General features: G+C 37.4%; 35 protein-coding genes. 3 read left to right on the top strand and 32 right to left on the bottom strand.

The genetic code is table 11. From position 1 onward, the window contains the following. Positions 1-90 precede the first annotated feature (90 nt). The 32 genes from rplQ to rpsL form a co-directional block, all read right to left on the bottom strand. Complete coding sequence (rplQ, locus tag IEV69_RS05270; protein WP_188440198.1) at positions 91-636, bottom strand: 50S ribosomal protein L17; 546 nt, start codon at positions 634-636, stop codon at positions 91-93. A gap of 76 nt (positions 637-712) precedes the next feature. After that, positions 713-1,705, bottom strand: coding sequence for a DNA-directed RNA polymerase subunit alpha (locus tag IEV69_RS05265; protein WP_188440196.1), 993 nt, complete (start codon positions 1,703-1,705; stop codon positions 713-715). Between the two features lie 21 nt (positions 1,706-1,726). Continuing rightward, on the bottom strand, positions 1,727-2,332 hold the full coding sequence (gene rpsD, locus IEV69_RS05260) for a 30S ribosomal protein S4 (protein WP_188440194.1): 606 nt from the start codon (positions 2,330-2,332) through the stop codon (positions 1,727-1,729). A 136-nt stretch (positions 2,333-2,468) separates the two neighbouring features. After that, the gene (gene rpsK / locus IEV69_RS05255; RefSeq protein WP_188440189.1) at positions 2,469-2,852 is read right to left on the bottom strand and encodes a 30S ribosomal protein S11; all 384 of its coding nucleotides are present in this window, start codon (positions 2,850-2,852) and stop codon (positions 2,469-2,471) included. Positions 2,853-2,863: 11 nt separating this feature from the next. Next, positions 2,864-3,238 carry a 30S ribosomal protein S13 gene (gene rpsM / locus IEV69_RS05250; protein WP_188440186.1) on the bottom strand — a complete coding sequence of 125 codons (375 nt, stop codon included), beginning with the start codon at positions 3,236-3,238 and terminating at the stop codon, positions 2,864-2,866. Between the two features lie 3 nt (positions 3,239-3,241). Next, a complete protein-coding gene (gene ykgO, locus IEV69_RS05245) occupies positions 3,242-3,358 on the bottom strand; it encodes a type B 50S ribosomal protein L36 (RefSeq protein WP_037325435.1) in 117 nt (38 codons plus the stop codon). Positions 3,359-3,401: 43 nt separating this feature from the next. Further along, positions 3,402-3,617 (bottom strand): translation initiation factor IF-1, encoded by a 216-nt coding sequence (infA, locus tag IEV69_RS05240; RefSeq protein ID WP_034259287.1) that lies wholly within the window; start codon positions 3,615-3,617, stop codon positions 3,402-3,404. A gap of 79 nt (positions 3,618-3,696) precedes the next feature. After that, entirely contained in the window at positions 3,697-5,034 is a 1,338-nt protein-coding gene (gene secY, locus IEV69_RS05235; protein WP_188440183.1) for a preprotein translocase subunit SecY, read from the bottom strand. 13 nt (positions 5,035-5,047) lie between these two features. After that, positions 5,048-5,497 carry a 50S ribosomal protein L15 gene (gene rplO, locus IEV69_RS05230; protein ID WP_188440181.1) on the bottom strand — a complete coding sequence of 150 codons (450 nt, stop codon included), beginning with the start codon at positions 5,495-5,497 and terminating at the stop codon, positions 5,048-5,050. A gap of 11 nt (positions 5,498-5,508) precedes the next feature. After that, complete coding sequence (gene rpmD, locus IEV69_RS05225) at positions 5,509-5,691, bottom strand: 50S ribosomal protein L30 (protein ID WP_188440179.1); 183 nt, start codon at positions 5,689-5,691, stop codon at positions 5,509-5,511. Between the two features lie 11 nt (positions 5,692-5,702). Next, on the bottom strand, positions 5,703-6,227 hold the full coding sequence (gene rpsE / locus IEV69_RS05220) for a 30S ribosomal protein S5 (protein ID WP_188440178.1): 525 nt from the start codon (positions 6,225-6,227) through the stop codon (positions 5,703-5,705). A 5-nt stretch (positions 6,228-6,232) separates the two neighbouring features. Then, the gene (gene rplR / locus IEV69_RS05215) at positions 6,233-6,589 is read right to left on the bottom strand and encodes a 50S ribosomal protein L18 (RefSeq protein ID WP_188440175.1); all 357 of its coding nucleotides are present in this window, start codon (positions 6,587-6,589) and stop codon (positions 6,233-6,235) included. An 11-nt stretch (positions 6,590-6,600) separates the two neighbouring features. Next, positions 6,601-7,143: a 50S ribosomal protein L6 gene (gene rplF / locus IEV69_RS05210; protein ID WP_188440173.1), complete on the bottom strand. Its 543-nt coding sequence runs from the start codon at positions 7,141-7,143 to the stop codon at positions 6,601-6,603. 15 nt (positions 7,144-7,158) lie between these two features. Next, positions 7,159-7,560, bottom strand: coding sequence for a 30S ribosomal protein S8 (gene rpsH / locus IEV69_RS05205; RefSeq protein ID WP_188440172.1), 402 nt, complete (start codon positions 7,558-7,560; stop codon positions 7,159-7,161). 103 nt (positions 7,561-7,663) lie between these two features. Then, entirely contained in the window at positions 7,664-7,933 is a 270-nt protein-coding gene (gene rpsN / locus IEV69_RS05200; RefSeq protein WP_188440170.1) for a 30S ribosomal protein S14, read from the bottom strand. A 3-nt stretch (positions 7,934-7,936) separates the two neighbouring features. Beyond that, on the bottom strand, positions 7,937-8,488 hold the full coding sequence (rplE, locus tag IEV69_RS05195; RefSeq protein ID WP_188440168.1) for a 50S ribosomal protein L5: 552 nt from the start codon (positions 8,486-8,488) through the stop codon (positions 7,937-7,939). Between the two features lie 2 nt (positions 8,489-8,490). Next, positions 8,491-8,805: a 50S ribosomal protein L24 gene (rplX, locus tag IEV69_RS05190; protein WP_188440166.1), complete on the bottom strand. Its 315-nt coding sequence runs from the start codon at positions 8,803-8,805 to the stop codon at positions 8,491-8,493. Between the two features lie 11 nt (positions 8,806-8,816). Further along, the gene (gene rplN / locus IEV69_RS05185; protein WP_188440164.1) at positions 8,817-9,185 is read right to left on the bottom strand and encodes a 50S ribosomal protein L14; all 369 of its coding nucleotides are present in this window, start codon (positions 9,183-9,185) and stop codon (positions 8,817-8,819) included. A gap of 2 nt (positions 9,186-9,187) precedes the next feature. After that, positions 9,188-9,445, bottom strand: coding sequence for a 30S ribosomal protein S17 (rpsQ, locus tag IEV69_RS05180; protein ID WP_188440162.1), 258 nt, complete (start codon positions 9,443-9,445; stop codon positions 9,188-9,190). A 17-nt stretch (positions 9,446-9,462) separates the two neighbouring features. After that, positions 9,463-9,654 (bottom strand): 50S ribosomal protein L29, encoded by a 192-nt coding sequence (gene rpmC / locus IEV69_RS05175; protein ID WP_188440160.1) that lies wholly within the window; start codon positions 9,652-9,654, stop codon positions 9,463-9,465. 12 nt (positions 9,655-9,666) lie between these two features. After that, positions 9,667-10,086 (bottom strand): 50S ribosomal protein L16, encoded by a 420-nt coding sequence (rplP, locus tag IEV69_RS05170; protein ID WP_188440158.1) that lies wholly within the window; start codon positions 10,084-10,086, stop codon positions 9,667-9,669. An 18-nt stretch (positions 10,087-10,104) separates the two neighbouring features. Further along, positions 10,105-10,824: a 30S ribosomal protein S3 gene (gene rpsC / locus IEV69_RS05165; RefSeq protein WP_188440155.1), complete on the bottom strand. Its 720-nt coding sequence runs from the start codon at positions 10,822-10,824 to the stop codon at positions 10,105-10,107. A gap of 4 nt (positions 10,825-10,828) precedes the next feature. Beyond that, positions 10,829-11,239, bottom strand: a complete 411-nt coding sequence (gene rplV, locus IEV69_RS05160) for a 50S ribosomal protein L22 (protein ID WP_188440153.1) — start codon at positions 11,237-11,239, stop codon at positions 10,829-10,831. A 6-nt stretch (positions 11,240-11,245) separates the two neighbouring features. After that, positions 11,246-11,524, bottom strand: coding sequence for a 30S ribosomal protein S19 (gene rpsS, locus IEV69_RS05155; RefSeq protein WP_188440147.1), 279 nt, complete (start codon positions 11,522-11,524; stop codon positions 11,246-11,248). Positions 11,525-11,527: 3 nt separating this feature from the next. After that, the gene (rplB, locus tag IEV69_RS05150; RefSeq protein ID WP_188440145.1) at positions 11,528-12,352 is read right to left on the bottom strand and encodes a 50S ribosomal protein L2; all 825 of its coding nucleotides are present in this window, start codon (positions 12,350-12,352) and stop codon (positions 11,528-11,530) included. Positions 12,353-12,365: 13 nt separating this feature from the next. Next, positions 12,366-12,656 carry a 50S ribosomal protein L23 gene (rplW, locus tag IEV69_RS05145; RefSeq protein ID WP_188440143.1) on the bottom strand — a complete coding sequence of 97 codons (291 nt, stop codon included), beginning with the start codon at positions 12,654-12,656 and terminating at the stop codon, positions 12,366-12,368. Positions 12,657-12,661: 5 nt separating this feature from the next. After that, the gene (gene rplD, locus IEV69_RS05140; protein ID WP_188440141.1) at positions 12,662-13,291 is read right to left on the bottom strand and encodes a 50S ribosomal protein L4; all 630 of its coding nucleotides are present in this window, start codon (positions 13,289-13,291) and stop codon (positions 12,662-12,664) included. Then, complete coding sequence (gene rplC / locus IEV69_RS05135) at positions 13,291-13,902, bottom strand: 50S ribosomal protein L3 (RefSeq protein ID WP_188440139.1); 612 nt, start codon at positions 13,900-13,902, stop codon at positions 13,291-13,293. The genes rplD and rplC overlap by 1 nt, the downstream gene beginning before the upstream one ends. A 152-nt stretch (positions 13,903-14,054) precedes the next feature. Continuing rightward, the gene (gene rpsJ, locus IEV69_RS05130) at positions 14,055-14,360 is read right to left on the bottom strand and encodes a 30S ribosomal protein S10 (protein ID WP_188440138.1); all 306 of its coding nucleotides are present in this window, start codon (positions 14,358-14,360) and stop codon (positions 14,055-14,057) included. A gap of 11 nt (positions 14,361-14,371) precedes the next feature. Next, complete coding sequence (gene fusA / locus IEV69_RS05125) at positions 14,372-16,501, bottom strand: elongation factor G (RefSeq protein WP_188440135.1); 2,130 nt, start codon at positions 16,499-16,501, stop codon at positions 14,372-14,374. Positions 16,502-16,509: 8 nt separating this feature from the next. Then, positions 16,510-16,986 carry a 30S ribosomal protein S7 gene (rpsG, locus tag IEV69_RS05120; RefSeq protein WP_188440134.1) on the bottom strand — a complete coding sequence of 159 codons (477 nt, stop codon included), beginning with the start codon at positions 16,984-16,986 and terminating at the stop codon, positions 16,510-16,512. 23 nt (positions 16,987-17,009) lie between these two features. After that, positions 17,010-17,384 carry a 30S ribosomal protein S12 gene (rpsL, locus tag IEV69_RS05115; RefSeq protein ID WP_006795815.1) on the bottom strand — a complete coding sequence of 125 codons (375 nt, stop codon included), beginning with the start codon at positions 17,382-17,384 and terminating at the stop codon, positions 17,010-17,012. Positions 17,385-17,564: 180 nt separating this feature from the next. On the opposite strand from rpsL, the gene IEV69_RS05110 reads away from it, so the two are divergent. The 3 genes from IEV69_RS05110 (at position 17,565) to IEV69_RS05100 (ending at position 23,913) form a co-directional block, all read left to right on the top strand. Continuing rightward, positions 17,565-19,280 carry a BamA/TamA family outer membrane protein gene (locus tag IEV69_RS05110; RefSeq protein WP_188440132.1) on the top strand — a complete coding sequence of 572 codons (1,716 nt, stop codon included), beginning with the start codon at positions 17,565-17,567 and terminating at the stop codon, positions 19,278-19,280. 120 nt (positions 19,281-19,400) lie between these two features. Next, a complete protein-coding gene (locus IEV69_RS05105) occupies positions 19,401-22,463 on the top strand; it encodes a SusC/RagA family TonB-linked outer membrane protein (RefSeq protein WP_188440130.1) in 3,063 nt (1,020 codons plus the stop codon). Positions 22,464-22,479: 16 nt separating this feature from the next. After that, entirely contained in the window at positions 22,480-23,913 is a 1,434-nt protein-coding gene (locus tag IEV69_RS05100; RefSeq protein ID WP_188440127.1) for a RagB/SusD family nutrient uptake outer membrane protein, read from the top strand. Positions 23,914-23,920 lie beyond the last annotated feature (7 nt).

The raw sequence follows: 23,920 nt of genomic DNA, 5'->3' as shown, positions 1-23,920 counted from the left end.
TGTGTTGTTATACTGGTTTGCAAAAATATATAAAAAAAGGGATAAACTATAAAAGTTTATCCCTTGTGTCTTTAGAATGAATTCAAAAATTTATTCTTTTTCATTTTTTGGTTCATCTTGCTTGTTGTCTTCTGAAGCCTCAGGTGCTTTTGTTTCCGGTGTTACCTCTTCTGTTTTTTCAGCTGGCGCAGCTTTTGCTGCTGTCTCTTCTGCTTTTTTACCTTTTCCGGCACGACGGGTAGATTTTTTCTTCGCAGGTTTGTTTGCGTTATAGACTTCGTTGAAATCAACCAACTCGATCATGGCCATATCAGCGTTATCTCCCAAACGGTTACCCAATTTGATGATTCGGGTGTAACCTCCCGGACGGTCACCCACTTTGACTGCTACTTCTCTGAAAAGTTCTGCAACAGCTTCTTTTTGACGCAGTCTGCTATAAACTATACGTCTGTTGTGTGTGGTGTCTTCTTTTGATTTGGTAACTAAAGGCTCTACAAATTGCTTCAGTGCTTTCGCTTTGGCAACTGTAGTGTTAATTCTTTTATGCTCAATTAGGGAACAAGCCATGTTTGCCAACATGGACTTTCTGTGTGCTGTTTTTCTTCCTAAATGATTTATTTTTTTTCCGTGTCTCATTTTCTTAGTTATTAGAGGTGAGTGTTAAGAGATGAGTAAGGTCTGAATACCCACGTCTTATAGCTCAAGTCTTTTTTTAATCTCTGTCTAATTTATATTTTGAAAGATCCATTCCAAAAGTCAGTCCTTTTACGTTGACTAACTCTTCCAATTCTGTCAATGATTTCTTACCAAAGTTTCTGAATTTCATCAAATCATTTTTGTTGTAAGAAACTAAATCACCAAGGGTATCTACTTCTGCAGCTTTCAAACAATTCAATGCTCTCACTGAAAGGTCCATATCTACCAATTTGGTTTTCAATAACTGACGCATATGCAGGGACTCTTCATCATAGGTTTCAGTTTGAGCGATTTCATCAGCCTCTAGGGTGATACGCTCATCACTGAACAACATAAAGTGGTGAATCAACGTTTTTGCAGCTTCGGTCAATGCATCTTTGGGATGGATAGAACCGTCTGATACGATTTCAAAAACTAGTTTTTCGTAATCTGTTTTTTGCTCTACACGAAAATTCTCAATGCTGTACTTAACATTTTTGATGGGTGTGTAGATGGAGTCTGTAAAGATAGTTCCAAGGGGTGCATTTGCTTTTTTGTTCTCTTCAGCTGGCACATACCCTCTACCCTTTTCTATGGTCATTTCCATATTCAGGTTAACTTTAGATTCCATATTACAAATAACCAGGTCTGGGTTTAATATTTGAAATCCTGAAATAAACTTTTGGAAGTCACCTGCGGTAAGTTGATCTTTACCGGTGATGGACATAGTAACAGTTTCGTTATCAATTTCGTCAATTTGACGCTTGAAACGCACTTGCTTTAAACCAAGGATAATTTCTGTTACATCTTCTACGACTCCGGGTATGGTTGAAAATTCGTGATCAACTCCTTCGATTCTGATGGAAGTGATAGCAAAACCTTCTAAGGAGGATAATAGTACTCTTCTAAGCGCGTTACCAACGGTCAAGCCATAACCGGGTTCTAAGGGACGAAATTCGAATTTCCCCTCAAAATCGGTTGAATTGATCATTATAACTTTATCGGGCTTCTGAAAATTTAGTATTGCCATGTTTGTGATTCCTAAGATTTATTATTTAGAGTATAATTCAACGATGAATTGTGTATTGATATTTTCAGGAATTTGAATTCGTTCCGGAGTGGAAACAAAGGTTCCTTCCATTTTATCATTGTTCCAGTTAATCCATTCGTAAGGGTGGGATGCATTGGAAAGTGAACTTGTAATGGCATCAAGAGATTTTGATTTTTCTCTTACAGCCACAACATCACCCGGCTTAACGTGGTAAGAAGGTATGTTTACTTTCTCTCCATTTACCAAAATGTGACGGTGTGAAACCAATTGACGGGCAGCACTTCTTGAAGGAGCAATGCCCATTCTGAATACTACATTGTCTAAACGTGATTCACATAATTGTAACAATACATCACCTGTAATACCATCAGCAGCAGTTGCTTTTTTAAACAACCCTCTGAACTGACGCTCAAGAATACCATAAGTATACTTGGCTTTTTGCTTTTCCATTAACTGGGTAGCATATTCTGATTTCTTACCTCTTCTACGGGCGTTTCCGTGTTGTCCCGGAGGGTAATTTCTTTTTTCAAATGCTTTGTCGTCTCCGTAAATAGCTTCACCGAATTTACGGGCTATTTTAGTTTTTGGACCGATATATCTTGCCATATTAAAATTTGTTTTAGAAGGGGATGATGAATTAAGGTCTGTCCTCCATCTATCGCGTTCCTTCTCGTGTTTATACTTATTTATTTAATGATTAAATATTCAAAGTTCAAACCTGAACTTCTAATTTCTAACTTACTTAAACTCTTCTTCTTTTTGGAGGTCTGCAACCATTGTGTGGCATTGGAGTGATGTCAACAATTTCAGTCACTTCAATTCCTGCATTGTGAATAGAGCGTATTGCAGATTCTCTTCCGTTTCCGGGTCCTTTAACATACACCTTTACTTTGCGTAAACCTGCATCGTGTGCAACTTTAGTTGCATCTTCTGCAGCTAACTGAGCAGCATAAGGAGTGTTTTTCTTAGATCCTCTGAAACCCATTTTACCGGCAGATGACCAGGCGATCACATCACCATTTTTGTTTGTTAAAGAAATAATGATGTTGTTAAAAGAAGCTGTAACGTGTGCTTCACCTACAGATTCAACATTAACTTTACGTTTTTTTGCGGTTGTTTTTGCCATATCTCTAGGGATTATTTAGTTGCTTTTTTCTTGTTAGCAACAGTTTTACGTTTTCCTTTTCTGGTTCTTGAGTTATTCTTGGTACGTTGCCCTCTAAGTGGAAGACCCGATCTGTGACGAATACCTCTGTAGCATCCAATGTCCATTAAGCGTTTAATGCTCACTTGAACCTCTGAACGCAATTCACCTTCAATTTTGAAGTTTCCTACTGCATCACGAATCCGACCGATTTCATCATCGTCCCATTCGTTTACTTTCTTGTCTTCACTTACTTCGGCTTTTGCCAAAATGTCTTTGGCACGGCTTTTACCAATACCAAATATGTAAGTTAACGCGATTACACCCCTTTTTTGCTTTGGGATATCTACACCTGCTATTCTTGCCATATCTTAACCTTGTCTTTGTTTGAACTTTGGGTTCTTTTTGTTAATAACATATAATCTGCCTTTGCGACGAACAATCTTGCACTCGGCACTTCTTTTCTTAATGGAAGCTCTTACTTTCATTCCTTTGTTTTTAATAATTAGTTATTCTTGATTGCTCAAAAATTTAATACCTGTATGTAATTCTTGCCTTAGTCAAATCGTAAGGACTCATTTCTAATTTTACTTTATCACCCGGTAATAACTTAATGTAATGCATACGCATCTTACCGGAAATATGCGCTGTAACTATGTGACCGTTTTCTAATTCTACACGAAACATTGCGTTTGAAAGTGCTTCAACGATGGTTCCGTCTTGTTCTATTGCCGGTTGTTTTGCCATAAATTTTAAAAATTTCAAATTCCAATTCCTTTAATATAAACATCTATTTGGAATTTGGCGCTTATAATTTGTTTTTTGTTTAAGCTACTGCTTTTCTGTTTTTACCTGATTTCATTAATCCGTCATAGTGTCTGTTCAACAAATAGGCATTAATTTGTTGCATAGTATCTATTGCTACACCCACCATAATAAGTAGAGAGGTTCCTCCATAAAATAAAGCCCATCCTGCTTGCAACCCTAATAGCTTTACAGCAAACGCCGGGAAAATAGCAATCATTGCCAGGAATATAGACCCGGGCAGGGTGATTTGTGACATTATTTTATCTAAATATTCTGCGGTCTCTGACCCCGGTTTGATACCCGGAACAAAGCCACCACTTCTTTTTAAGTCGTCTGCCATTTTATTCGTGGGTACAGTCACTGCAGTATAAAAATAGGTGAACACAATAATTAAAAGTGCAAAGACTACATTATACCAAAAACCAAAGATATCACTAAAGGCTACTGTAAATGATTGAGCCATTTCTGAAGTGGACAATCCGGCTACTGCAGCTGGCACAAACATAATGGCCTGTGCAAAGATAATTGGCATAACCCCTGAAGCATTCAATTTTAACGGTATATACTGTCTGGAACCAAATGCGTTCTTCTCATACCCACCGCTGGCAGTTCTACGCGCATACTGTACAGGTATTTGTCTAACAGCCAATACCAGAAGTACTGACAGAAGTATAATAACAAACCAGATGACTAACTCTATCAAGATAAAGATCAATCCACCATTTGATTCAAATACTCTGGATGCAAATTCTTGTACAAAAGATTGTGGTAAAGTAGCAATAATACCAACCATAATTAAGATGGAAATACCATTACCAATTCCTTTGTCAGTTATTTTCTCACCAAGCCACATTGCAAAAATACAACCTGTAGTCAGGATAATCACTGCAGAGGCGATAAAGGAAATGTCGTTGCCTAATAAAAAGGCTTCGGCTGGTAATATATTGAATAGGTTATAAATATAACCGGGTCCTTGAACCAAGGTAATTGCAATGGTTAACCAGCGTGTAATTTGGTTGATTTTCTTTCTTCCGCTTTCTCCTTCTTTTTGGAGCTTTTGGAGATAAGGCACAGCAATACCCATCAACTGAACTACAATAGAAGCAGAAATGTAAGGCATAATACCCAATGCAAAAACAGAAGCATTAGAAAATGCACCCCCTGTAAAAGCATTCAATAAACCTAAAATTCCACTATCGGTTTGATCTGCTAAACCTTGTAATTGAGAAGCATCAATTCCCGGTAAAACTACCTGTGCACCAAAACGGTAAACAGCCAGTAATCCAAGAGTGATTAAGATTCTGTTTCTCAACTCTTCTATTTTCCAAATATTCTGTAGGGTATTTATAAATTTCATTCTGATAGGGTTGTTATAAAATTACCACTTCGCCACCTGCAGCTTCAATTGCATTTTTGGCAGTTGCTGTGAACTTATGAGCAGATACTTTCAATTTCGCATTTAACTCCCCTCTTCCAAGTATCTTTACATTTTCATTTTTTGTTGCCAATCTTAAAGAAACCATAGTATCAAAGTCTAAAGTATCTTTAATTTTTTTGTCATCAACCAATTGTTGAAGCGTATCAAGATTAACCCCTTGATATTCTTTTCTATTGATATTTTTGAAACCAAATTTTGGCACACGTCTTTGAAGTGGCATTTGACCACCTTCAAAACCTATTTTTCTTGAATATCCTGAACGAGATTTTGCACCCTTGTGACCTCTTGAAGCAGTTCCACCACTTCCGGAGCCTTCACCACGACCCAATCTCTTGTTATTTTGTACTGAACCTGCAGCAGGTTTTAAGTTACTTAAATCCATAATTTAATGTCTTATTTTGTTTCTTCAACAGAAATTAAGTGTTTTACTTTATTTACCATACCAAGTATACTTGGTGTGTCATCATGCACAACGGTCTGACCTATTTTACTAAGTCCTAAAGACTCAAGCGTTCTCTTTTGAGATTGAGTTCTGTTGATAGCACTTTTTACTTTTGTTACTTTAATCTTTGCCATAACTCGTTTTTTTATCCTTTAAATACTTTTTCAAGAGATACACCGCGTTGTCTTGCAACAGTATGGGCGCTTCTCAATTGTAATAAAGCATCAAAAGTTGCTTTTACAACATTGTGTGGATTTGAAGATCCTTGTGATTTTGATAATACATCATGAACACCCACTGATTCCAGAACAGCACGCACAGCACCACCGGCAATCAAACCGGTACCGGGAGCAGCAGGAATTAAGTTAACTCGGGCTCCGCCATACTTTCCTTTTTGTTCATGAGGAAGTGTGGTTTTGTTTAGAGGTATTCTTACCAGGTTTTTCTTAGCATCTTCAATGGCTTTAGCAATTGCAGTTGCAACATCTTTAGACTTACCCAGTCCTTGACCAACAACTCCATTTTCATCACCAACTACAACGATTGCAGAGAATCCAAATGCTCTACCCCCTTTTGTAACTTTAGTAACGCGTTGCACTCCAACCAGACGATCTTTTAATTCTAACCCACTTGGTTTTACTAGTTCTACGTTTTTATAATCTTGATACATAATATTTAGAATTTAAGTCCGCCTTCTCTGGCTCCTTCTGCTAATGATTTAATTCTTCCGTGGTATAAATAGCCCCCTCTGTCAAAGGAAATTGTTTCTACACCCGCTTTAATCGCTTTTTCGGCAAGTGCTTTACCTACTAGTTTTGCGGCTTCCACTTTACTTGCTTTAGAAACATCGATGTCTTTATCTCTTGAGGATGCAGCAGTGATTGTTTTACCACTTAGATCGTCAATTAATTGAGCATAAATTTCTTTGTTGCTTCTGAAAACAGCAAGCCTGGGTCGTTGTTCAGAGCCGGAAATTGTTTTTCTTACTCTAAATCTTATTCTTGTTCTTCTATCGTTCTTAGATAATGCCATAACTTTTATGCTTATGCAGATTTACCTGCTTTTCTTCTTAATTGTTCACCTACAAATTTAATTCCTTTTCCTTTGTAGGGTTCTGGTTTACGGAATCCACGAATTTTTGCAGCTACCTGACCCACTAGTTGTTTGTCGTGAGAAGTAAGCTTTACAATTGGGTTTTTACCTTTCTCTGAAATGGTTTCAACTTTTACCTCAGGGGCAACTTCCATCACGATATTGTGTGAAAATCCAATGGCGATGTCTAATTTTTGACCCTGGTTGCTAGCTCTGTAACCAACTCCAACAAGCTCAAGTTCCTTCGTCCATCCTGTAGCTACACCTTTAACCATGTTGTTAACCAAAGAGCGATATAAACCATGTTTTGCACGGTGTGGTTTAGAATCAGAAGGACGTGCAATAGATACATTTCCATCTTCAACTTTAATTTCTACCTCTGAAAACTCTTGACTAAGTTCTCCTAATTTTCCTTTTACCGTAATGATGTTATCGTTAACATTGACTGTTACACCATCAGGGATTGCTATCGGATTATTTCCTATTCTAGACATTTTTTTAGTCGATTTTTAGTAAACGTAACACAATACTTCTCCACCTACATTATCAGCCTGGGCTTGCTTGCCGGTCATCACTCCATGGGATGTTGAAACAATGGCAATTCCTAATCCGTTAAGGATTCTGGGAAGTTCAGATGAACTTGCGTATTTACGTAAACCGGGTTTACTGATTCTTTGTATCTTTCTAATTACTGGTTCCTTGGTCGCTTTGTCATATTTCAAAGCAATTTTGATGGTTCCTTGGGGACCTTTGTCATCCTCAAATTTGTAACTTAGAATGTATCCTTGATCAAATAAGATTTTAGTAATCTCTTTTTTCAAATTTGATGCAGGAATTTCAACCACTCTGTGGTTTGCCTTTGATGCATTTCTAACGCGTGTTAGATAATCTGCGATAGGATCTGTTGTCATTTTCTTGTTTTTGCGGATGTGGTTTTTCGTCTTTGGAAACCTTCACCCAATTAATAAATAAAAACTTGCTCGTAATTAGGGCGCAAAAGTAATGCTTTTTTAATTACCAGCTAGCTTTTCTAACTCCCGGAATCAAACCTTGGTTTGCCATTTCACGAAATGTAACACGTGAAAGTCCAAAAGTTCTCATATAACCCCTTGGTCTTCCGGTAAGTTTACAACGATTGTGCAATCTTACTGGAGAAGCATTTTTTGGTAATTTTTGCAATGCTTCATAATCGCCTGCCTCTTTTAAAGCTTTGCGTTTTTCAGCATACTTATCTACCATTTTTTGTCTCTTAACCTCGCGGGCTTTCATTGATTCTTTAGCCATCTCTTAGTTCTTTTTAAAGGGTAATCCTAGTTCTGTTAATAATGCTTTTGCTTCCTTATCTGTTTCTGCAGTGGTCACAAAAGTGATATCCATACCTTGGATTTTGTTTACTTTGTCAATATCAATTTCAGGGAAAATGATTTGTTCAGTAATACCCAGGTTGTAATTTCCTCTTCCGTCAAATCCGTTGGCTTTAATTCCATTAAAGTCACGCACTCGTGGTAGCGATGATGTCACAAGTCTGTCTAAAAACTCATACATTCTTTCACCGCGAAGGGTTACTTTCACCCCAATTGGCATTCCTTTTCTTAATTTAAAGGAAGCAACGTCTTTTTTAGACATTGTTGCTATAGCTTTTTGTCCTGCAATTCTTGAAATTTCATCAACTGAATAGTCAATGAGTTTCTTATCTGCAACAGCGGCTCCAACACCTCTTGAGATTACTATTTTCTGTAATTTAGGAACTTGCATTACATTTTTGTAACCAAATTCTTCTGTAAGAGCTTTGATAACTCGGCCCTTGTATTCTTCCTTAAGTCTTGGTGAATATCCCATAACTATATTACTTCATTAGATTTTTTTGAAAAACGTACTTTCTTGTCGCCTTCCATTTTAAAACCAACGCGGGTTGCCTTTTTTGATTTTGGATCAATAAGTGCTAGGTTGGAAATATGTACTGGAGCTTCTTTTTTCGCAATACCTCCCTGTGGGTTTTTGGCATTGGGTTTCTCATGCTTCGAAACTAGGTTTACTCCCTCTACTATGGCTTTATTTTTTTCAGTGATTACTCTCATTACTTTGCCTTCTTCACCTTTGTGATCCCCGGCAATTACAACAACGTTATCTCCTGATTTAATTTTAAGCTTTGTCATCGTTTAAATTATTATAACACCTCTGGTGCTAATGATACAATTTTCATAAATTGTTTATCACGTAACTCTCTGGCAACAGGGCCAAAAACACGTGTTCCTCTCATTTCTCCTGTTGGATTCAAAAGTACACAAGCGTTATCATCAAAACGAATGTAAGAACCATCTGGTCTTCTTACCTCTTTGGTAGTACGCACAACAACTGCTGTCGATACTGCTCCTTTTTTAATGTTTCCGTTTGGTGTAGCTTCTTTAACAGTTACTACAATTTTATCTCCTATAGAAGCATACCTTTTTTTAGTACCTCCTAATACACGGATGGTAAGCACTTCTTTTGCTCCCGTGTTATCTGCAACTTTTAGTCTTGATTCTTGTTGTAACATGATTATTTAGCTCTTTCTATGATTTCTACTAATCTCCAACACTTAGATTTACTTAAAGGTCTTGTTTCCATGATTCTTACAGTATCTCCTTCGTTGCAATCGTTCGTTTCATCGTGAGCGACATATTTTTTTGTCTTCAACACGAATTTTCCGTACATGGGGTGTTTCATTTTCTTAACCTCTGAAACTACAATGGATTTCTCCATTTTGTTACTGGTTACAATCCCTACACGTTCTTTTCTTAAATTTCTTTTTTCCATCTTTCAGCTTCGTACAATTACTGTACTTCTCTTTTTGTTAATTCAGTCTGAATTCTAGCTATTGATCTCCTTTGCATACGCAGTTGTATTGGATTTTCCAGCGGTGAAATGGTATGAGCCATTTGTAAGTCTGTATAAGCTTTCCTGGACTCAGCAAGTTTCTCTTGCAATTTGGTCGTAGATGCTTCTTGTATCTCTGCTTGTTTCATAGTATTGAATTATTAAGCTTGAAAATCTCTAGCGGTTATAAACTTGGTTTTTACCGGTAACTTTTGTGCAGCAAGACGCAATGCTTCTTTTGCAACATCTGCTGGTACTCCGGCTACCTCAAACAGTATTCTACCGGGTTTTACAATCGCAGCCCAATATTCTACCGCACCTTTACCTTTACCCATACGCACTTCAAGAGGTTTCTTTGTGATAGGCTTGTCTGGAAATATTTTTATCCAAAGCTGCCCTTCTCTTTTCATAAAACGGGTAGCGGCAATACGTGCTGCTTCAATTTGACGCGCAGTCAAAAAGCTTGAGTCTAATGATTTAATACCAAAGGTTCCATTTGATAACTGGTTTCCTCTTTGAGAAATCCCCTTCATACGGCCTTTTTGCTGTTTACGGTATTTTGTTCTTTTTGGTTGTAACATTTTCTTTTATTTAAAAAATTACTTTCTGCGACGTGGTTTTGCCTTTCCGGCTCCTCTTTCTGGCTTTCCTCCTTGCTTTTTGGATAATCCAACAAGTGGAGAAAGCTCTCTTTTTCCAAACACTTCGCCTTTCATAATCCACACCTTAACACCTAATCGTCCATAAGTGGTATGTGCTTCTACCAGAGCATAATCAATATCTGCCCTGAAAGTGGATAAAGGAATACGACCTTCTTTATAAGCCTCTGAACGTGCCATTTCTGCTCCATTCAAACGCCCTGAAATCTGAATCTTAATACCTTCTGCATTCATTCTCATGGCCGCGGCTATCGCCATTTTAATAGCACGTCTGTAAGAAATTCTGCTTTCAATTTGACGCGCTACACTGGTAGCTACTAAATATGCATCAAGTTCAGGTCTTTTGATTTCAAAAATATTGATCTGTACTTCTTTTCCGGTAATCTTTTTAAGCTCTTCTTTTAACTTGTCTACCTCCTGACCGCCTTTACCAATAATAATTCCAGGTCTGGCAGTGGTGATAGTAACGGTTACAAGCCTTAAAGTGCGCTCAATGATTACTCTAGACACACTAGCTTTGGCCAAACGAGCATGAACATATTTTCTAATCTTGTCGTCTTCAGCAATTTTATTGCCATAGTCATTACCTCCATACCAGTTGGATTCCCATCCTCTGATGATCCCAAGGCGATTTCCGATTGGATTTGTTTTTTGTCCCATTTAATTAATTGCTTTGTGTGTTATCTTTAGCTCCTAAAACCACTGTTACATGATTGGAACGTTTTCTAATTCTGTGTGCACGCCCTTGTGGAGCTGTGCGCAAACGCTTTAACATGGTTCCACTATCTACGCGAATTTCTTGTACAAAAAGATTGGCATCTTCTATACTTGCTTCCTCATTCTTTGCTTGCCAGTTTGCAATGGCCGAAAGCAATAGTTTTTCAAGTCTGCGTGATGATTCTTTTGAACTGAATTTCAAAATATTAAGCGCTTTATCTACGTTTTCACCTCTTACTAAATCTGCCATAAGGCGCATTTTTCTTGGTGATGTCGGGCAGTTATTCAACTTTGCAAAGGCGATGTTTTTCTTCGCATCTTTGACTTGTTCTGCTCTTTCTCTTTTACGAACTCCCATAGCTTATTATTTTTTTCCTTTGTTTTTAGCACCTGAATGACCTCTAAAAGATCTTGTAGGTGAAAATTCGCCTAGTTTATGTCCAACCATGTTTTCAGTTACATATACAGGAACAAATTGCTTTCCGTTATGTACCGCGATGGTTTGTCCAACAAAATCTGGAGTTATCATTGAGGCTCTAGACCAGGTCTTGATAACACTCTTTTTGTTTGACTCCACATTGAGCTGTACTTTTTTCTCTAATTTATAATGAACGTAAGGTCCTTTTTTTAACGATCTTGCCATAGCTTATTTCTTTCTACGTTCTATGATATATTTATTACTCGATTTTGTCTTAGTACGGGTTCTGTAACCTTTTGCAGGTATACCGTTTCTAGAACGTGGGTGACCTCCTGAAGCACGACCTTCACCACCACCCATTGGGTGATCAACAGGGTTCATCGCTACTGGTCTTGTTCTTGGTCTTCTACCCAACCATCTGCTTCTACCGGCCTTACCCGATACAAGTAACTGGTGGTCACTGTTTGATACCGCTCCAATAGTTGCCATACAGCTTGAAAGAATCAATCTTGTCTCACCTGAAGGCAATTTAACTGTAACAAACTTTCCGTCTCTTGCCATCAATTGAGCAAATGCACCGGCACTACGAGCCATAGTAGCTCCTTGTCCGGGACGTAACTCTATACAAGAGATAATCGTACCTAAGGGAATGTTTGAAAGCAACATTGCATTGCCAATTTCCGGAGCTACACTGTCACCTGAAACCAGGTTTTGACCAACTTGCAATCCATTTTGAGCAATGATATAACGCTTTTCACCATCTTGATAATTCAAAAGAGCAATAAATGCTGTTCTGTTGGGATCGTATTGAATTGACTGAACTGTTGCCGGAATTCCGGTTTTGTTCCTTTTAAAGTCAATTACACGATACTTTCTCTTGTGACCACCACCAACTTGGCGAATAGTCATCTTTCCTCTGTTGTTTCTACCTCCCGATCTTTTTTTCGGAGCAAGCAAGCTTTTCTCCGGCTTATCAGTAGTGATGGCATCAAAGCCATTAACTACTCTAAAACGCTGACCCGGGGTAATGGGTTTTAATTTTCTTACTGACATTGTTGTCTAATTTCTAGATGTTGTTGTAAAAATCTATTGTTTCTCCTTCGGCCACCTGTACAATTGCTTTTTTAACAGCACTTGTTTTACCAGTAACGACACCCGTTTTTGTATATTTCGTTTTTCGGTCGGGACGAACATTCATTGTGCGAACTTTAGTAACAGAAACTCCGTATGCAGATTCAACCGCATCTTTGATTTCAATCTTATTCGCCTCATTTGCAACTACAAACACGAAGCTATTTTTATCCTCAGCATCGCGAGTTGCTTTTTCTGTAATGATAGGTTTAATTAAGATATTCATAATTTCTATTTACTTAAGTTTTGTTCAATCCCTTCTAATGAACTCTCTAACAGCACTAAACTGTTGGCATTTAATATTTTATAAGTATTTAATTCTGAGTTTGTTACAACTTCAGTACCTTTTAAATTGCGCGAGGACAAATATACATTATTATTTAACTCTCCCAACACAAACAAAGATTTTTTGTTTTCTAAACCTAAAGCGGTTAAAAGATTCGTAAAATTCTTTGTTTTTGGAGCTTCAAATGTAAAATCTTCAATGATGAAAATTTGCTTATCTTTTGCCTTCATCGTTAAGGCCGATTTTCTGGCCAAACGCTTTAAAGTCTTATTAAGTTTGAAAGAATAACTTCTTGGTCTTGGACCAAAAACTCTTCCTCCTCCTTTAAACAAAGGGTTTTTAATATTACCCGCACGGGCTGTTCCTGTTCCCTTTTGCTTTTTAATCTTTCTGGTACTACCCACAATCTCAGCACGTTCTTTAGCTTTGTGCGTTCCCTGACGTTGATTGGCCAGGTATTGCTTTACATCTAAATAAACCGCGTGATTGTTGGGCTCTATTGCAAAAACATCCTTAGAAAGGTTGACCTCTCTACCTGTTTCTTTTCCGTTGATATCTAATACTGCTACCTTCATTATTTCCGAATAATTACGTAAGAGTTTTTATGACCCGGAACACATCCTTTTACTACAAGAAGGTTCTTTTCTGGTACCACTTTTAAAACTCTTAAATTTTCAACATTCACTTTTTCACCACCCATTCTACCGGCCATACGCATTCCTTTAAATACGCGCGCAGGATAGGATGCGGCACCAATTGAACCAGGTGCTCTCAAACGGTTATGCTGTCCGTGGGTAGCTTGACCCACACCGGCAAAGCCGTGTCTTTTAACAACACCTTGAAACCCTTTACCTTTAGAAATCCCGGAAATATCCACAAATTCTCCTTCAATAAAGTGCTCAACAGTGATTGAATCACCTAATTTGTATTCTTCTTCAAATCCTTGGAATTCTACGACTTTACGTTTTGCAACGGTTCCTGCTTTTTTAGCATGGCCTTCGGCAGCTTTATTGGCAGTCTTTTTGTCATCGAAACCAAGTTGAAGAGCTTTATACCCGTCAACCTCAGAGGTTCTGACTTGGGTAACAACACATGGCCCTGCTTCAATTACGGTACAAGGAATGTTTTTTCCGTTCTCGTCAAAGATGCTGGTCATGCCTATTTTCTTTCCAATTAACCCAGACATAGTTTATTTAATTAATTATTAATACTTGTTTAAAATTTATTCTTAAAAATTCAGGGTCAAAATACATTCGACCCTGAAAGTATTTTTTACCGTTTTTCCTTCGCACGCAGCTCCGGACATGTTTATTCCCGCGAAAGCGGGAATCTCTTTTATCACACCTTGATCTCCACTTCAACTCCACTCGGCAATTCTAATTTCATGAGTGCGTCAATGGTTTTTGAAGAAGAACTATAGATGTCTAACAAACGCTTGTAAGAACTCAATTGAAATTGCTCTCTTGATTTCTTGTTAACGTGAGGAGAACGCAATACAGTAAATATTTTTTTGTGTGTTGGTAACGGAATTGGTCCGGTTACAACAGCTCCGGTATTTTTTACTGTTTTAACGATTTTCTCTGCAGACTTATCTACAAGGTTGTAATCGTATGACTTTAATTTTATTCTAATTTTTTGACTCATCGCTGTAAAAATTAATCGTTAGCTCCTTTTGCTTTTTTAATAACTTCTTCTGAAATATTTGAGGGTGTTTCTGCATAGTGAGAAAACTCCATTGTTGATGTTGCTCTACCTGAAGATAAAGTTCTTAAAGTAGTAACATAACCAAACATTTCAGATAGTGGTACAGTTGCTTTAATCGTTTTAGCACCTGCACGATCTCCCATATTACTAACCTGACCGCGACGACGGTTAAGGTCACCAACGATATCACCCATATTTTCTTCAGGTGTGATAACTTCAATTTTCATAATAGGTTCAAGGATTACAGAACCGGCAGCTTTTGAAGCAGCCTTATATCCCATTTTGGCAGCAAGCTCAAATGAAAGGGAATCAGAATCCACAGGGTGAAAAGATCCGTCTTTCAAAGTGACCTTCATACTATCCATTTCAAATCCGGCCAAAGGACCGTTTTTCATGGCTTCTCTAAATCCTTTTTCAACAGCAGGAATATATTCTTTAGGTACATTACCACCTTTAATGGAGTTCACAAATTCCAAACCTATTTTTCCTTCTTCAGCTGGCTCCATAGTAAATACAATATCAGCAAATTTACCACGACCACCTGATTGCTTTTTGTAAATTTCTCTGTGATCTGCTTGTTTGGTAATTGCTTCTTTATATTCTACTTGGGGCTCTCCCTGATTAACTTCTACTTTAAATTCACGACGCAAACGGTCAACAATTATATCTAAGTGAAGCTCACCCATTCCGGAAATGATGGTTTGCCCTGAGGCCTCATCAGTTCTTACGGTAAACGTAGGATCTTCTTCAGCAAGCTTTGATAACGCCATACCTAATTTATCTACATCTGCCTTGGTTTTTGGTTCCACCGCGATACCTATAACGGGATCAGGGAAATTCATACTTTCCAAAACGATAGGGTGCTTTTCAGAAGTTAGGGTATCCCCTGTTTTAATATCTTTAAAACCAACTGCTGCTCCAATATCTCCTGCCTCGATAAAATCAATGGCATTTTGCTTGTTGGCATGCATTTGGTAAATTCTTGAAATACGCTCTTTGTTACCTGAACGGTTGTTTAAAACATAAGAACCGGCATCAAGTCTTCCTGAATAAGCACGGAAAAATGCCAAGCGACCCACAAAAGGATCCGTAGCAATTTTAAATGCCAATGCAGCAAATGGCTCAGTGACATCTGGCTTTCTTATTTCTTCTTTTTCGGTGTCAGGATTAATCCCGATAATACCTTCTTTATCTACCGGTGAAGGCAAATAACGACATACAGCATCCAACAAAAACTGAACACCTTTATTCTTAAATGCTGAACCACAAATCATGGGTATGATACTCATATCCATTACAGCAGCTCTTAACGCAGCATGAACTTCATCTTCTGTGATAGAGTCTTCATCTTCCATGAATTTCTCCAACAGGGTTTCATCATAAGCAGCTACTTCTTCGATTAGTAACGCACGGTATTGAGCCGTTTCTGCTTTTAATTCTTCAGGAATCGCAATCACGTCAAATGTTGCCCCCTGGGTATCTTCATGCCAAACTATAGCACGGTTTTTTACCAGGTCCACTATTCCTTTGAAATCCATTTCTTCACCAATCGGCAAAACGATAGGCACCGCATTGGAACCTAACATTTCTTTTACTTGCTTACAAACATTCAGGAAGTCTGAACCTTGACGGTCCATCTTATTTACAAAGCCCATTCTTGGTACTTTATAGTTGTCTGCAAGTCTCCAGTTTGTTTCAGACTGAGGCTCAACCCCATCAACTGCACTAAACAAAAACACCAACCCGTCAAGTACACGTAGTGAACGATTTACTTCAACTGTAAAATCAACGTGACCGGGGGTATCGATAATATTAAAGTGGTAGTCTTTGGCTTCAGGAGTAGGCTGTGCATTTTCCATTGGAAAAACCCACTTACAGGTTGTAGCAGCAGAAGTAATGGTAATACCTCTTTCTTGCTCTTGCTCCATCCAGTCCATAGTTGCAGCACCGTCATGAACCTCTCCAATCTTGTGACTTACACCCGTGTAGAAAAGAATACGCTCTGTTGTGGTTGTTTTTCCTGCGTCAATATGCGCAGCGATCCCTATATTTCTTGTATATTTTAAATCTCTTTGTGCCATTTTATTTTTTAGAATCTAAAGTGTGAGAATGCTTTGTTTGCTTCAGCCATTTTGTGTGTGTCCAAACGCTTTTTAACAGCCGCTCCTTCTTCTTTTGCTGCTGCCAAAACTTCTGCAGCCAATCTTTGTGCCATCGACTTTTCATTTCTCTTTCTTGAAAAAGAAATCAACCACTTCATTGCAGTGGAAATTTTTCTGTCTGGCCTGATTTGCATAGGAATCTGGAAAGTTGCTCCTCCCACTCTGCGACTTCTTACTTCTACGTGAGGCATCACATTTGACAATGCATCTTTCCAAGTTTCTAAAGCCGATTTCTCGTCATCTTGTTTCTTCTCTTCTACGATAGCCATTGCATCGTAAAAAACTTTAAAGGCAACCGATTTTTTACCATCATGCATCATCATGTTTACAAAACGCGTAACCAGCTGATCATTGAATTTTGGATCCGGTAAAAGGGGTCTTTTTTTGGCCTGTCTTTTTCTCATGTCTTCTTTTTAAAAGTTGTTAATTACTTCTTAGGGCGTTTTGCACCGTATTTAGACCTACGCTGTGTTCTACCTGCAACACCTGCGGTATCCAAGGCTCCACGAACGATGTGGTATCTAACTCCCGGCAAATCTTTTACCCTTCCACCTCTAACCAATACTATCGAGTGCTCTTGCAAATTGTGACCTTCTCCGGGTATGTATGCGTTTACTTCCTTTCCGTTTGTTAACCTTACCCTTGCAACTTTACGCATTGCAGAGTTTGGTTTCTTAGGAGTGGTAGTATATACACGCGTACACACACCTCTTCTTTGAGGACACGAATCCAAAGCAGCCGATTTACTCTTCTTGGTTATTTTGGCTCTTCCTTTTCGTACTAATTGTGAAATTGTTGGCATATATAATATTTGTTATATAAAATAAAAAAATAATCCCCTATTTTTAGGGTTGGCAAAGGTAGAAATAAATCTTAATTAATCAAATCTTAATACATTAATTTTTACACAAGTGGAAATTTATTTCTTTTGCCGCACGAAAAGCACAATAGTTCCGTTAGTTAACACAAATAAATTATTGATTTGAAAAACACCTTTTTCCTCTTTTTATACCTATATATATATACCTCTGTTTTTACAGTGGCAACAGGTCAAAATATTCAGCTTGATGTAGAGGGAAAAGACAGCACCGAAACCAATGTAATTAAATCGCATATTTCGAAACTTGAATATAGTGATTTTAATTCACTAAAAACCGAACTGGACTCACTCGAATACTTGTTGCAAAAACAAGGCTATATTGAACTGGAAAGAAAAAACATTCTAAGAACTTCAGACAGCTCTTTTCAGGTATTATTTGCACTGAACAAAAAATATGAATACATATATATTTTAAACCCTGAAATATTAAGTGAATATGGATTCAAGAAAAGGGAAATTGAACGGTTCAGCACTTCCGACGAAAACAATTTGATTAAAATCAATTTTGAAACAATTGAAAGTACTTTGAACTACATCAATCAAACTATATCAGAACGGGGATTTCCATTTGTTCAGGTTTCGCTAAAACAAATCAAACCGGAAACCAGGAACAAAAACACACTGCAAGCTTTTTTGGAAATTGAATCAACATCAAAACGAACAATTTCTAAAATCACTGTAAAAGGTTATGAAAAATTTCCCAAAGCATTTTTAAAACATTCTATAGGACTTAAAAAGGGAATCTTATTTCAAAAAGAGAAAATCTCCTCCCAAAGCCTACTCCTCGATAATTTTGGTTTTGTAAAAAACATAAAACCCCCGGAAGTGCTTTTCACTAAAGAACAAACAGAGTTGTTCTTATATCTGGAAAAAACACCAAACAATCTTTTTGACGGAATACTTGGTTTCAACACAAATGAAGAATCCAACAAAATTGAATTAAACGGTTATTTAAATCTGGAATTGAGTAACAATTTAAATTTTGGTGAACGACTGGAGCTTCAATATAAAAATGACGGAGAAGATCAAGAACAATTCAAAGTAAAGCTGGAATTACCTTACCTGTTTCAATCACCTGTTGGAATCGAAGCCGGGCTGGAATTATTCAAAAGAGATAGTACATTCTCAACAGTTGAGAAGAATATTCTCACAAATTATCAGTTTAATACAAAGACAAAAGTCTTCATAGGCTATAAAGATTATGAGTCAAATAGTTTACAGGAAGAAACACTTGCCGGAAATCCATTAGCTGATTTTAATTCTAGCTATTTTGTGTTTGGGGGAAACTACAGAAAACCACAATCCAACTTCATATTTCCATATAAAACAACTTTAAATCTCAGTAACGAAATTGGCACAAGAACAGAGAAAAACCAAAAAACGAATCAATACAAAATCAATTTAATAGCAAACCATATTTTTAATTTCAATGACATAAACAGCATTTTTGTCAATAACTCCACTTCATATTTAGCTTCAGATAATTACTTAACCAACGAGTTATTTCGCTTCGGAGGCATCAACAGTATCAGGGGTTTTAATGAAAACAGTATTGATGCATCATTACTATCAGTTCTAAATACAGAGTATAGATATCTGCTTAATTACCAAACTTACATTCATTCTATAGTAGATTATGCCTATTTTGAAAACCCCATAGTCAATATTAAAAGCCAATTATACAGTTTTGGTGTAGGAATAGGTTTAAACACAAAAGCAGGGGTTTTTAGGTTTAATGTTGCAAATGGTACCGCTAAAGGTCAGGAGTTCAGGTTTTCAAATACAAAAATTCACCTGAGTTTAAACTCTAAATTTTAAATAGTGTTAACATTAAATTAACTTAAATGTAAAAAAAACTAAATTTTAGCTTCTAAAAGTTGTTTTATTAAGTTTTAATTGTGAATTTTGGCGTTGGCTAATTTAAATAAATCATAAAAAATGACAACAAAGTTTAGTGGAATTCTAACGCTATTACTGGCGTTCATTGTGCAAATAAGTTTTGCACAAGAAAAAACAATCTCCGGAACCGTAACCGATGATATCGATTTACCGTTACCAGGAGTAAACATTATTGTAAAAGGAACTAACTCTGGAACACAATCAGATTTTGATGGAAATTATTCTATCTCTGCTGAAGTAGGCCAGACATTGGTATTTAGTTACCTTGGTTTTACTACTCAAGAAGTAGCTATAACGCCTTCTACAAATACAGTTAATCTTCAATTGCAGCCTGATGCTGCAGAATTGGATGCTGTAGTTGTAACAGGTTACACCAGAAGAAACCAAACGGTTCAAACTTCTGCCGTTGTAGCAATTTCTGCTGAAGAAATCAACCAGTTAACACCAACAACAAGTATTGATAACCTTTTACAAGGAAAAGCTGCAGGTGTACAAGTTACAGCAGCAAACGGTAAGCCCGGTCAAGGTGCTTTCGTAAGAATTAGAGGTATGGGATCACTTGTAGCAGGTGCCTCATCCCCTTTATACATTGTAGATGGTGCTCCAATAAGAGAGCAAGATTTGGCTTCTATTGCAAATGAAGACATTGAAAACATCACAATCTTAAAAGATGCCGCCGTAACAGCACAATATGGTTCTCGTGGAGCCAATGGTGTTGTGGTTATTACAACTAAAAGTGGTAACAGAAATACGGAAGCAAAAGTTAGATTCAGTTCTCGTTATGGTGTAATCAGCAAAACAAAAGATAATTTTAGCATGATGGATGCTGAGCAAAAAATGCAGTATGAAGCTGAATTGTTTGCTCTTGGTGTTGTTGCTGCAGGTTCAAGACCTGGTGTAACTACAGCACCCGGTTCTCCTGAAAGACAATTTCTTTTAGACAATGCAAATGATTGGCAGGATGTACTCCTTAAAGATGGAATCGTTCAATCAAACAATGTATCCTTTTCAGGTGGTGCTGAAAAAGTAGATTACTTTTTCTCAGTAGGTCACGATAGAAATACTGGTATCATTGACAACATTAATGGTTTTGAAAGACTCAACACAAGATTGAATTTAAATTTTGATGCGAAAGAATGGTTATCTGTTAGCGCAAATGTTGGTTATTCAAGATCTTTAAGTGATGAACCTCGTGATAGAAACAACGTTCAAAACCCGTTCAGAGCAATGTATATTTACAACGCTTATGAGCCGGAATTTCAACTGGATGAAAACGGAAACCCTGAATTGGATGCAAATGGTGACCCTATTTACAACCCAACTCACCAAGGATTCTCAATCAGAGGAGCATTACTTTCTGAACCCGAAAACACAATTACGAATGTAACTTTAGCAAGTGTAAACACAACTGTTAAGTTTACAGATAATTTTACCTATACCTTCGGTACAGCTATCAATCATGTTAACTACAGAAGAGAAAGTTATTCTAAACCGGGTGGTATTCTTCAAAACTTAATTGGAGACCCTGATTTCCCGGGTTTAAAAACTGATAATGGTGCACAACGTCTTGATATGACCTTAAGCAACAGGTTAAACTACAGTCTTAATTCTGAATCAGGTCATAACCTGAATGTTTTAGGTCTTTTTGAATATAACTTCAACGAGAACAACTTCTATAGAGTAACCAGTAGAGGCTTCCCTTCAGCTTTATTGACAACACAAATAAATGCTGCTGAGGTAACAATTGGTTCTACAAACAGAAACCGTTTGACTTTACTTTCTTATGGATTGTTTGCTGACTATAACTTCAGAGAAAAGTATTTGGCAAGTGCATCTATCAGAACTGATGGATCTTCAAACTTTGGTAAAGGAAAAGAATTTGGTACTTTCTACAGTGCGAGTGTTGGTTGGAACATCGCCAAAGAAGACTTCTTTGCTGTAGACGCAGTGAATGATTTTAAAATTAGAGCGTCTTATGGTACTGTGGGTAACAGAAATGGTATTGGAAGATATGCTCCACAAGACTTAGTTGCTTTTGGTGCGTATCCAGGAGGTTCTGCAACTATTCCGGCAAACGTTGGTAACCCTGAATTACAATGGGAAACCACTGAGACAAGTAACATTGGTGTGGAATTAAATATGTTCAACAACAGATTAAGAACAGTTGTAGATTATTTCAAAAGAAATACAACAGATCTATTATTTACAATTCCAACAGCTGATGAATCTGGTGTAGGAGGAATAGGTGGAAACTTAGGTGAAATTGAAAATACCGGTTTTGAAGTGTCACTTCAAGGAGACATCATCAGAAAACCATCGTTCACATGGACAATGGGAGGTAACGCAGGCTTTATGGATAACAAAATCATAGAGCTGCCTGATGGAGAAGACATTATTCCTAATGCTTTCAACATCTTATACCGCGAGGGTGAAGCCTTAAACCAACACTATTTATTACAATATGCAGGAGTTGATCCAAACACTGGTGCGCCATTGTATTTTGGTGAAGATGGTGGAACATATCGTTTTGATGATTTACCGGAAAGTGAATCTGACAACAGAGTCCTTACCGGAAAATCTTCTATTCCTGAAGTTGAAGGTGGTTTCTTTACCAACTTTTCTTACAAAGGGATTGGTTTAAGAGCTGACTTTATCTTCAAAGCTGGAAATTACATCAACAACTTTAACAGAGCAGCTATTGAAACAGATGGTGTGTCACCAAACGGAAACCACCATGTTGGTGCATTCAATTACTGGCAACAGCCTGGGGATACCAATGTATTGCCAAGCCCAATATACAGAACAGAAGTTCAGGCATCTGACAGATTCCTTGAAAAAGGTGATTTTATAAGAATGAGAAATATTGTACTTTCTTATAACTTCCCTTCTGCACTATTGGAAAGAAGTCCTCTAAATTCACTGAGAGTATATGTACAAGGTCAAAACCTATTGACTTTTACTGAGTTCTTCGGTGATCCTGAAGTAGGTATTTCTTCTGGTGAAACAATTGACTTTGTGAACACCGTTGCTCCCGGAGAAGCTACATTATTTAGTTATCCACAAACAAAGTCTTTCCAAGTAGGTATAGATGTTAGTTTCTAATCAAAAAAAAAGAAAAATGAAAAAAATAGTTTATAAAATATTATTTACAGTTTTAATCATAGGAGGTTTTACCTCTTGTGATAAAGAACTCGAACAAATTCCATATGATCAATTCGCTTCAGAAAATGCGTTTGTAACTGCATCTGATTTTGAAAATGGGATACGAGGAGCATACAGTGCTCTAACCAGAGCAGGTTACTACGGAAGTAGTGATGCCGGTTCTATGCTAAGTTTGCCTGATGTGATTTCAGACAACGTTACCTTGGCACAGAGAGGAAGACGTACAAAAAGGTATTTACATGAGTTTGAATATTTTCCAACAGCTACTGTTAGAGGATTTTATGGAGATGCCTATACTGTAATATACAGAGCCAATAATTTGTTATTTTACATTGAAGACTTTGAAGGTGAAAATAGAGCAAACATTGAGGCTGAAGCAAGAGCTTTAAGAGCAATGGCGCATTTTGACTTAGTAAGCGTGTATGGAAAAATACCAACTCAGTCTGGTGATGCTAACGGAAGTTTAGGTGTAGCCTATGTTACTGAACCAGATCCCTTAGTAGAGCCTGCGCGTGTTTCTGTTGGTGAAGTGTATGAAAATATCATTAATGACTTGACGTTTGCAGCAGCAAATATCAATGCTAATAATGACCCGGGAAGATTGAATAAAGATGCAGTAAATACACTTCTTTCAAGAGCTTACCTTTATATGGGTCAATGGCAAAATGCCATCAATGCAGCTAACAATGTTTCAACAGCAATCGCTCCAAGAGAAAGTGTAGTTGGAATATGGGACGATACTAACCAAGACGGTTTGTTGTTTTACATCCCTAATGAAGCAACTGTTCTTAATTTAAACATTGGGGTAACCTGGAGTCAAGGGAATGTGACTACTCTAATTCCTGAGTATGTTGCTTCTTATGAGCTTTTTCAATTGTATAATGATGAAGATATTCGAAAAGAAGGATATATCTTACCTGCAGCTAACAATGCATCAAATATGGAATTCAATGCGATTAGAAAGCTTTTTGGAAGACCGGGTCAATTTAACGGACAGGTTGACATTAAAATTTTAAGAGCAGAAGAGGCTATATTAAACAAAGCTGAAGCTCAGTATGAATTAGGTCAAACTGGTCAGGCACTTACTACATTGAATCAATTGAGAGACAACCGTTATACCAGCTATACAGGTGGTGAAACCGGAACTGCCTTAAGAGATGCAATCCGTTTAGAACGTAGATTGGAATTTGCCTTTGAATACAAAAGATTCTTTGACCTAAAACGTTGGGGACTTCCTATTCAAAGAGAAAACTTTGGTGACTTAGCTGACGGTACAGGAACACCCTCTGAAAATCTTAACCTGCCTGCAAGTAGCTTTAGATTTCAGTTGCCTTTTGCTAATGGTTCTTTGGACTTAAACCCGAATTTAGTTCAAAATCCTGGTTACTAAGAATTAA

The organism is Planktosalinus lacus (assembly GCF_014640155.1).
GTDB lineage: Bacteria > Bacteroidota > Bacteroidia > Flavobacteriales > Flavobacteriaceae > Planktosalinus > Planktosalinus lacus.
This window is presented reverse-complemented; position numbering and strand designations above follow the sequence as displayed.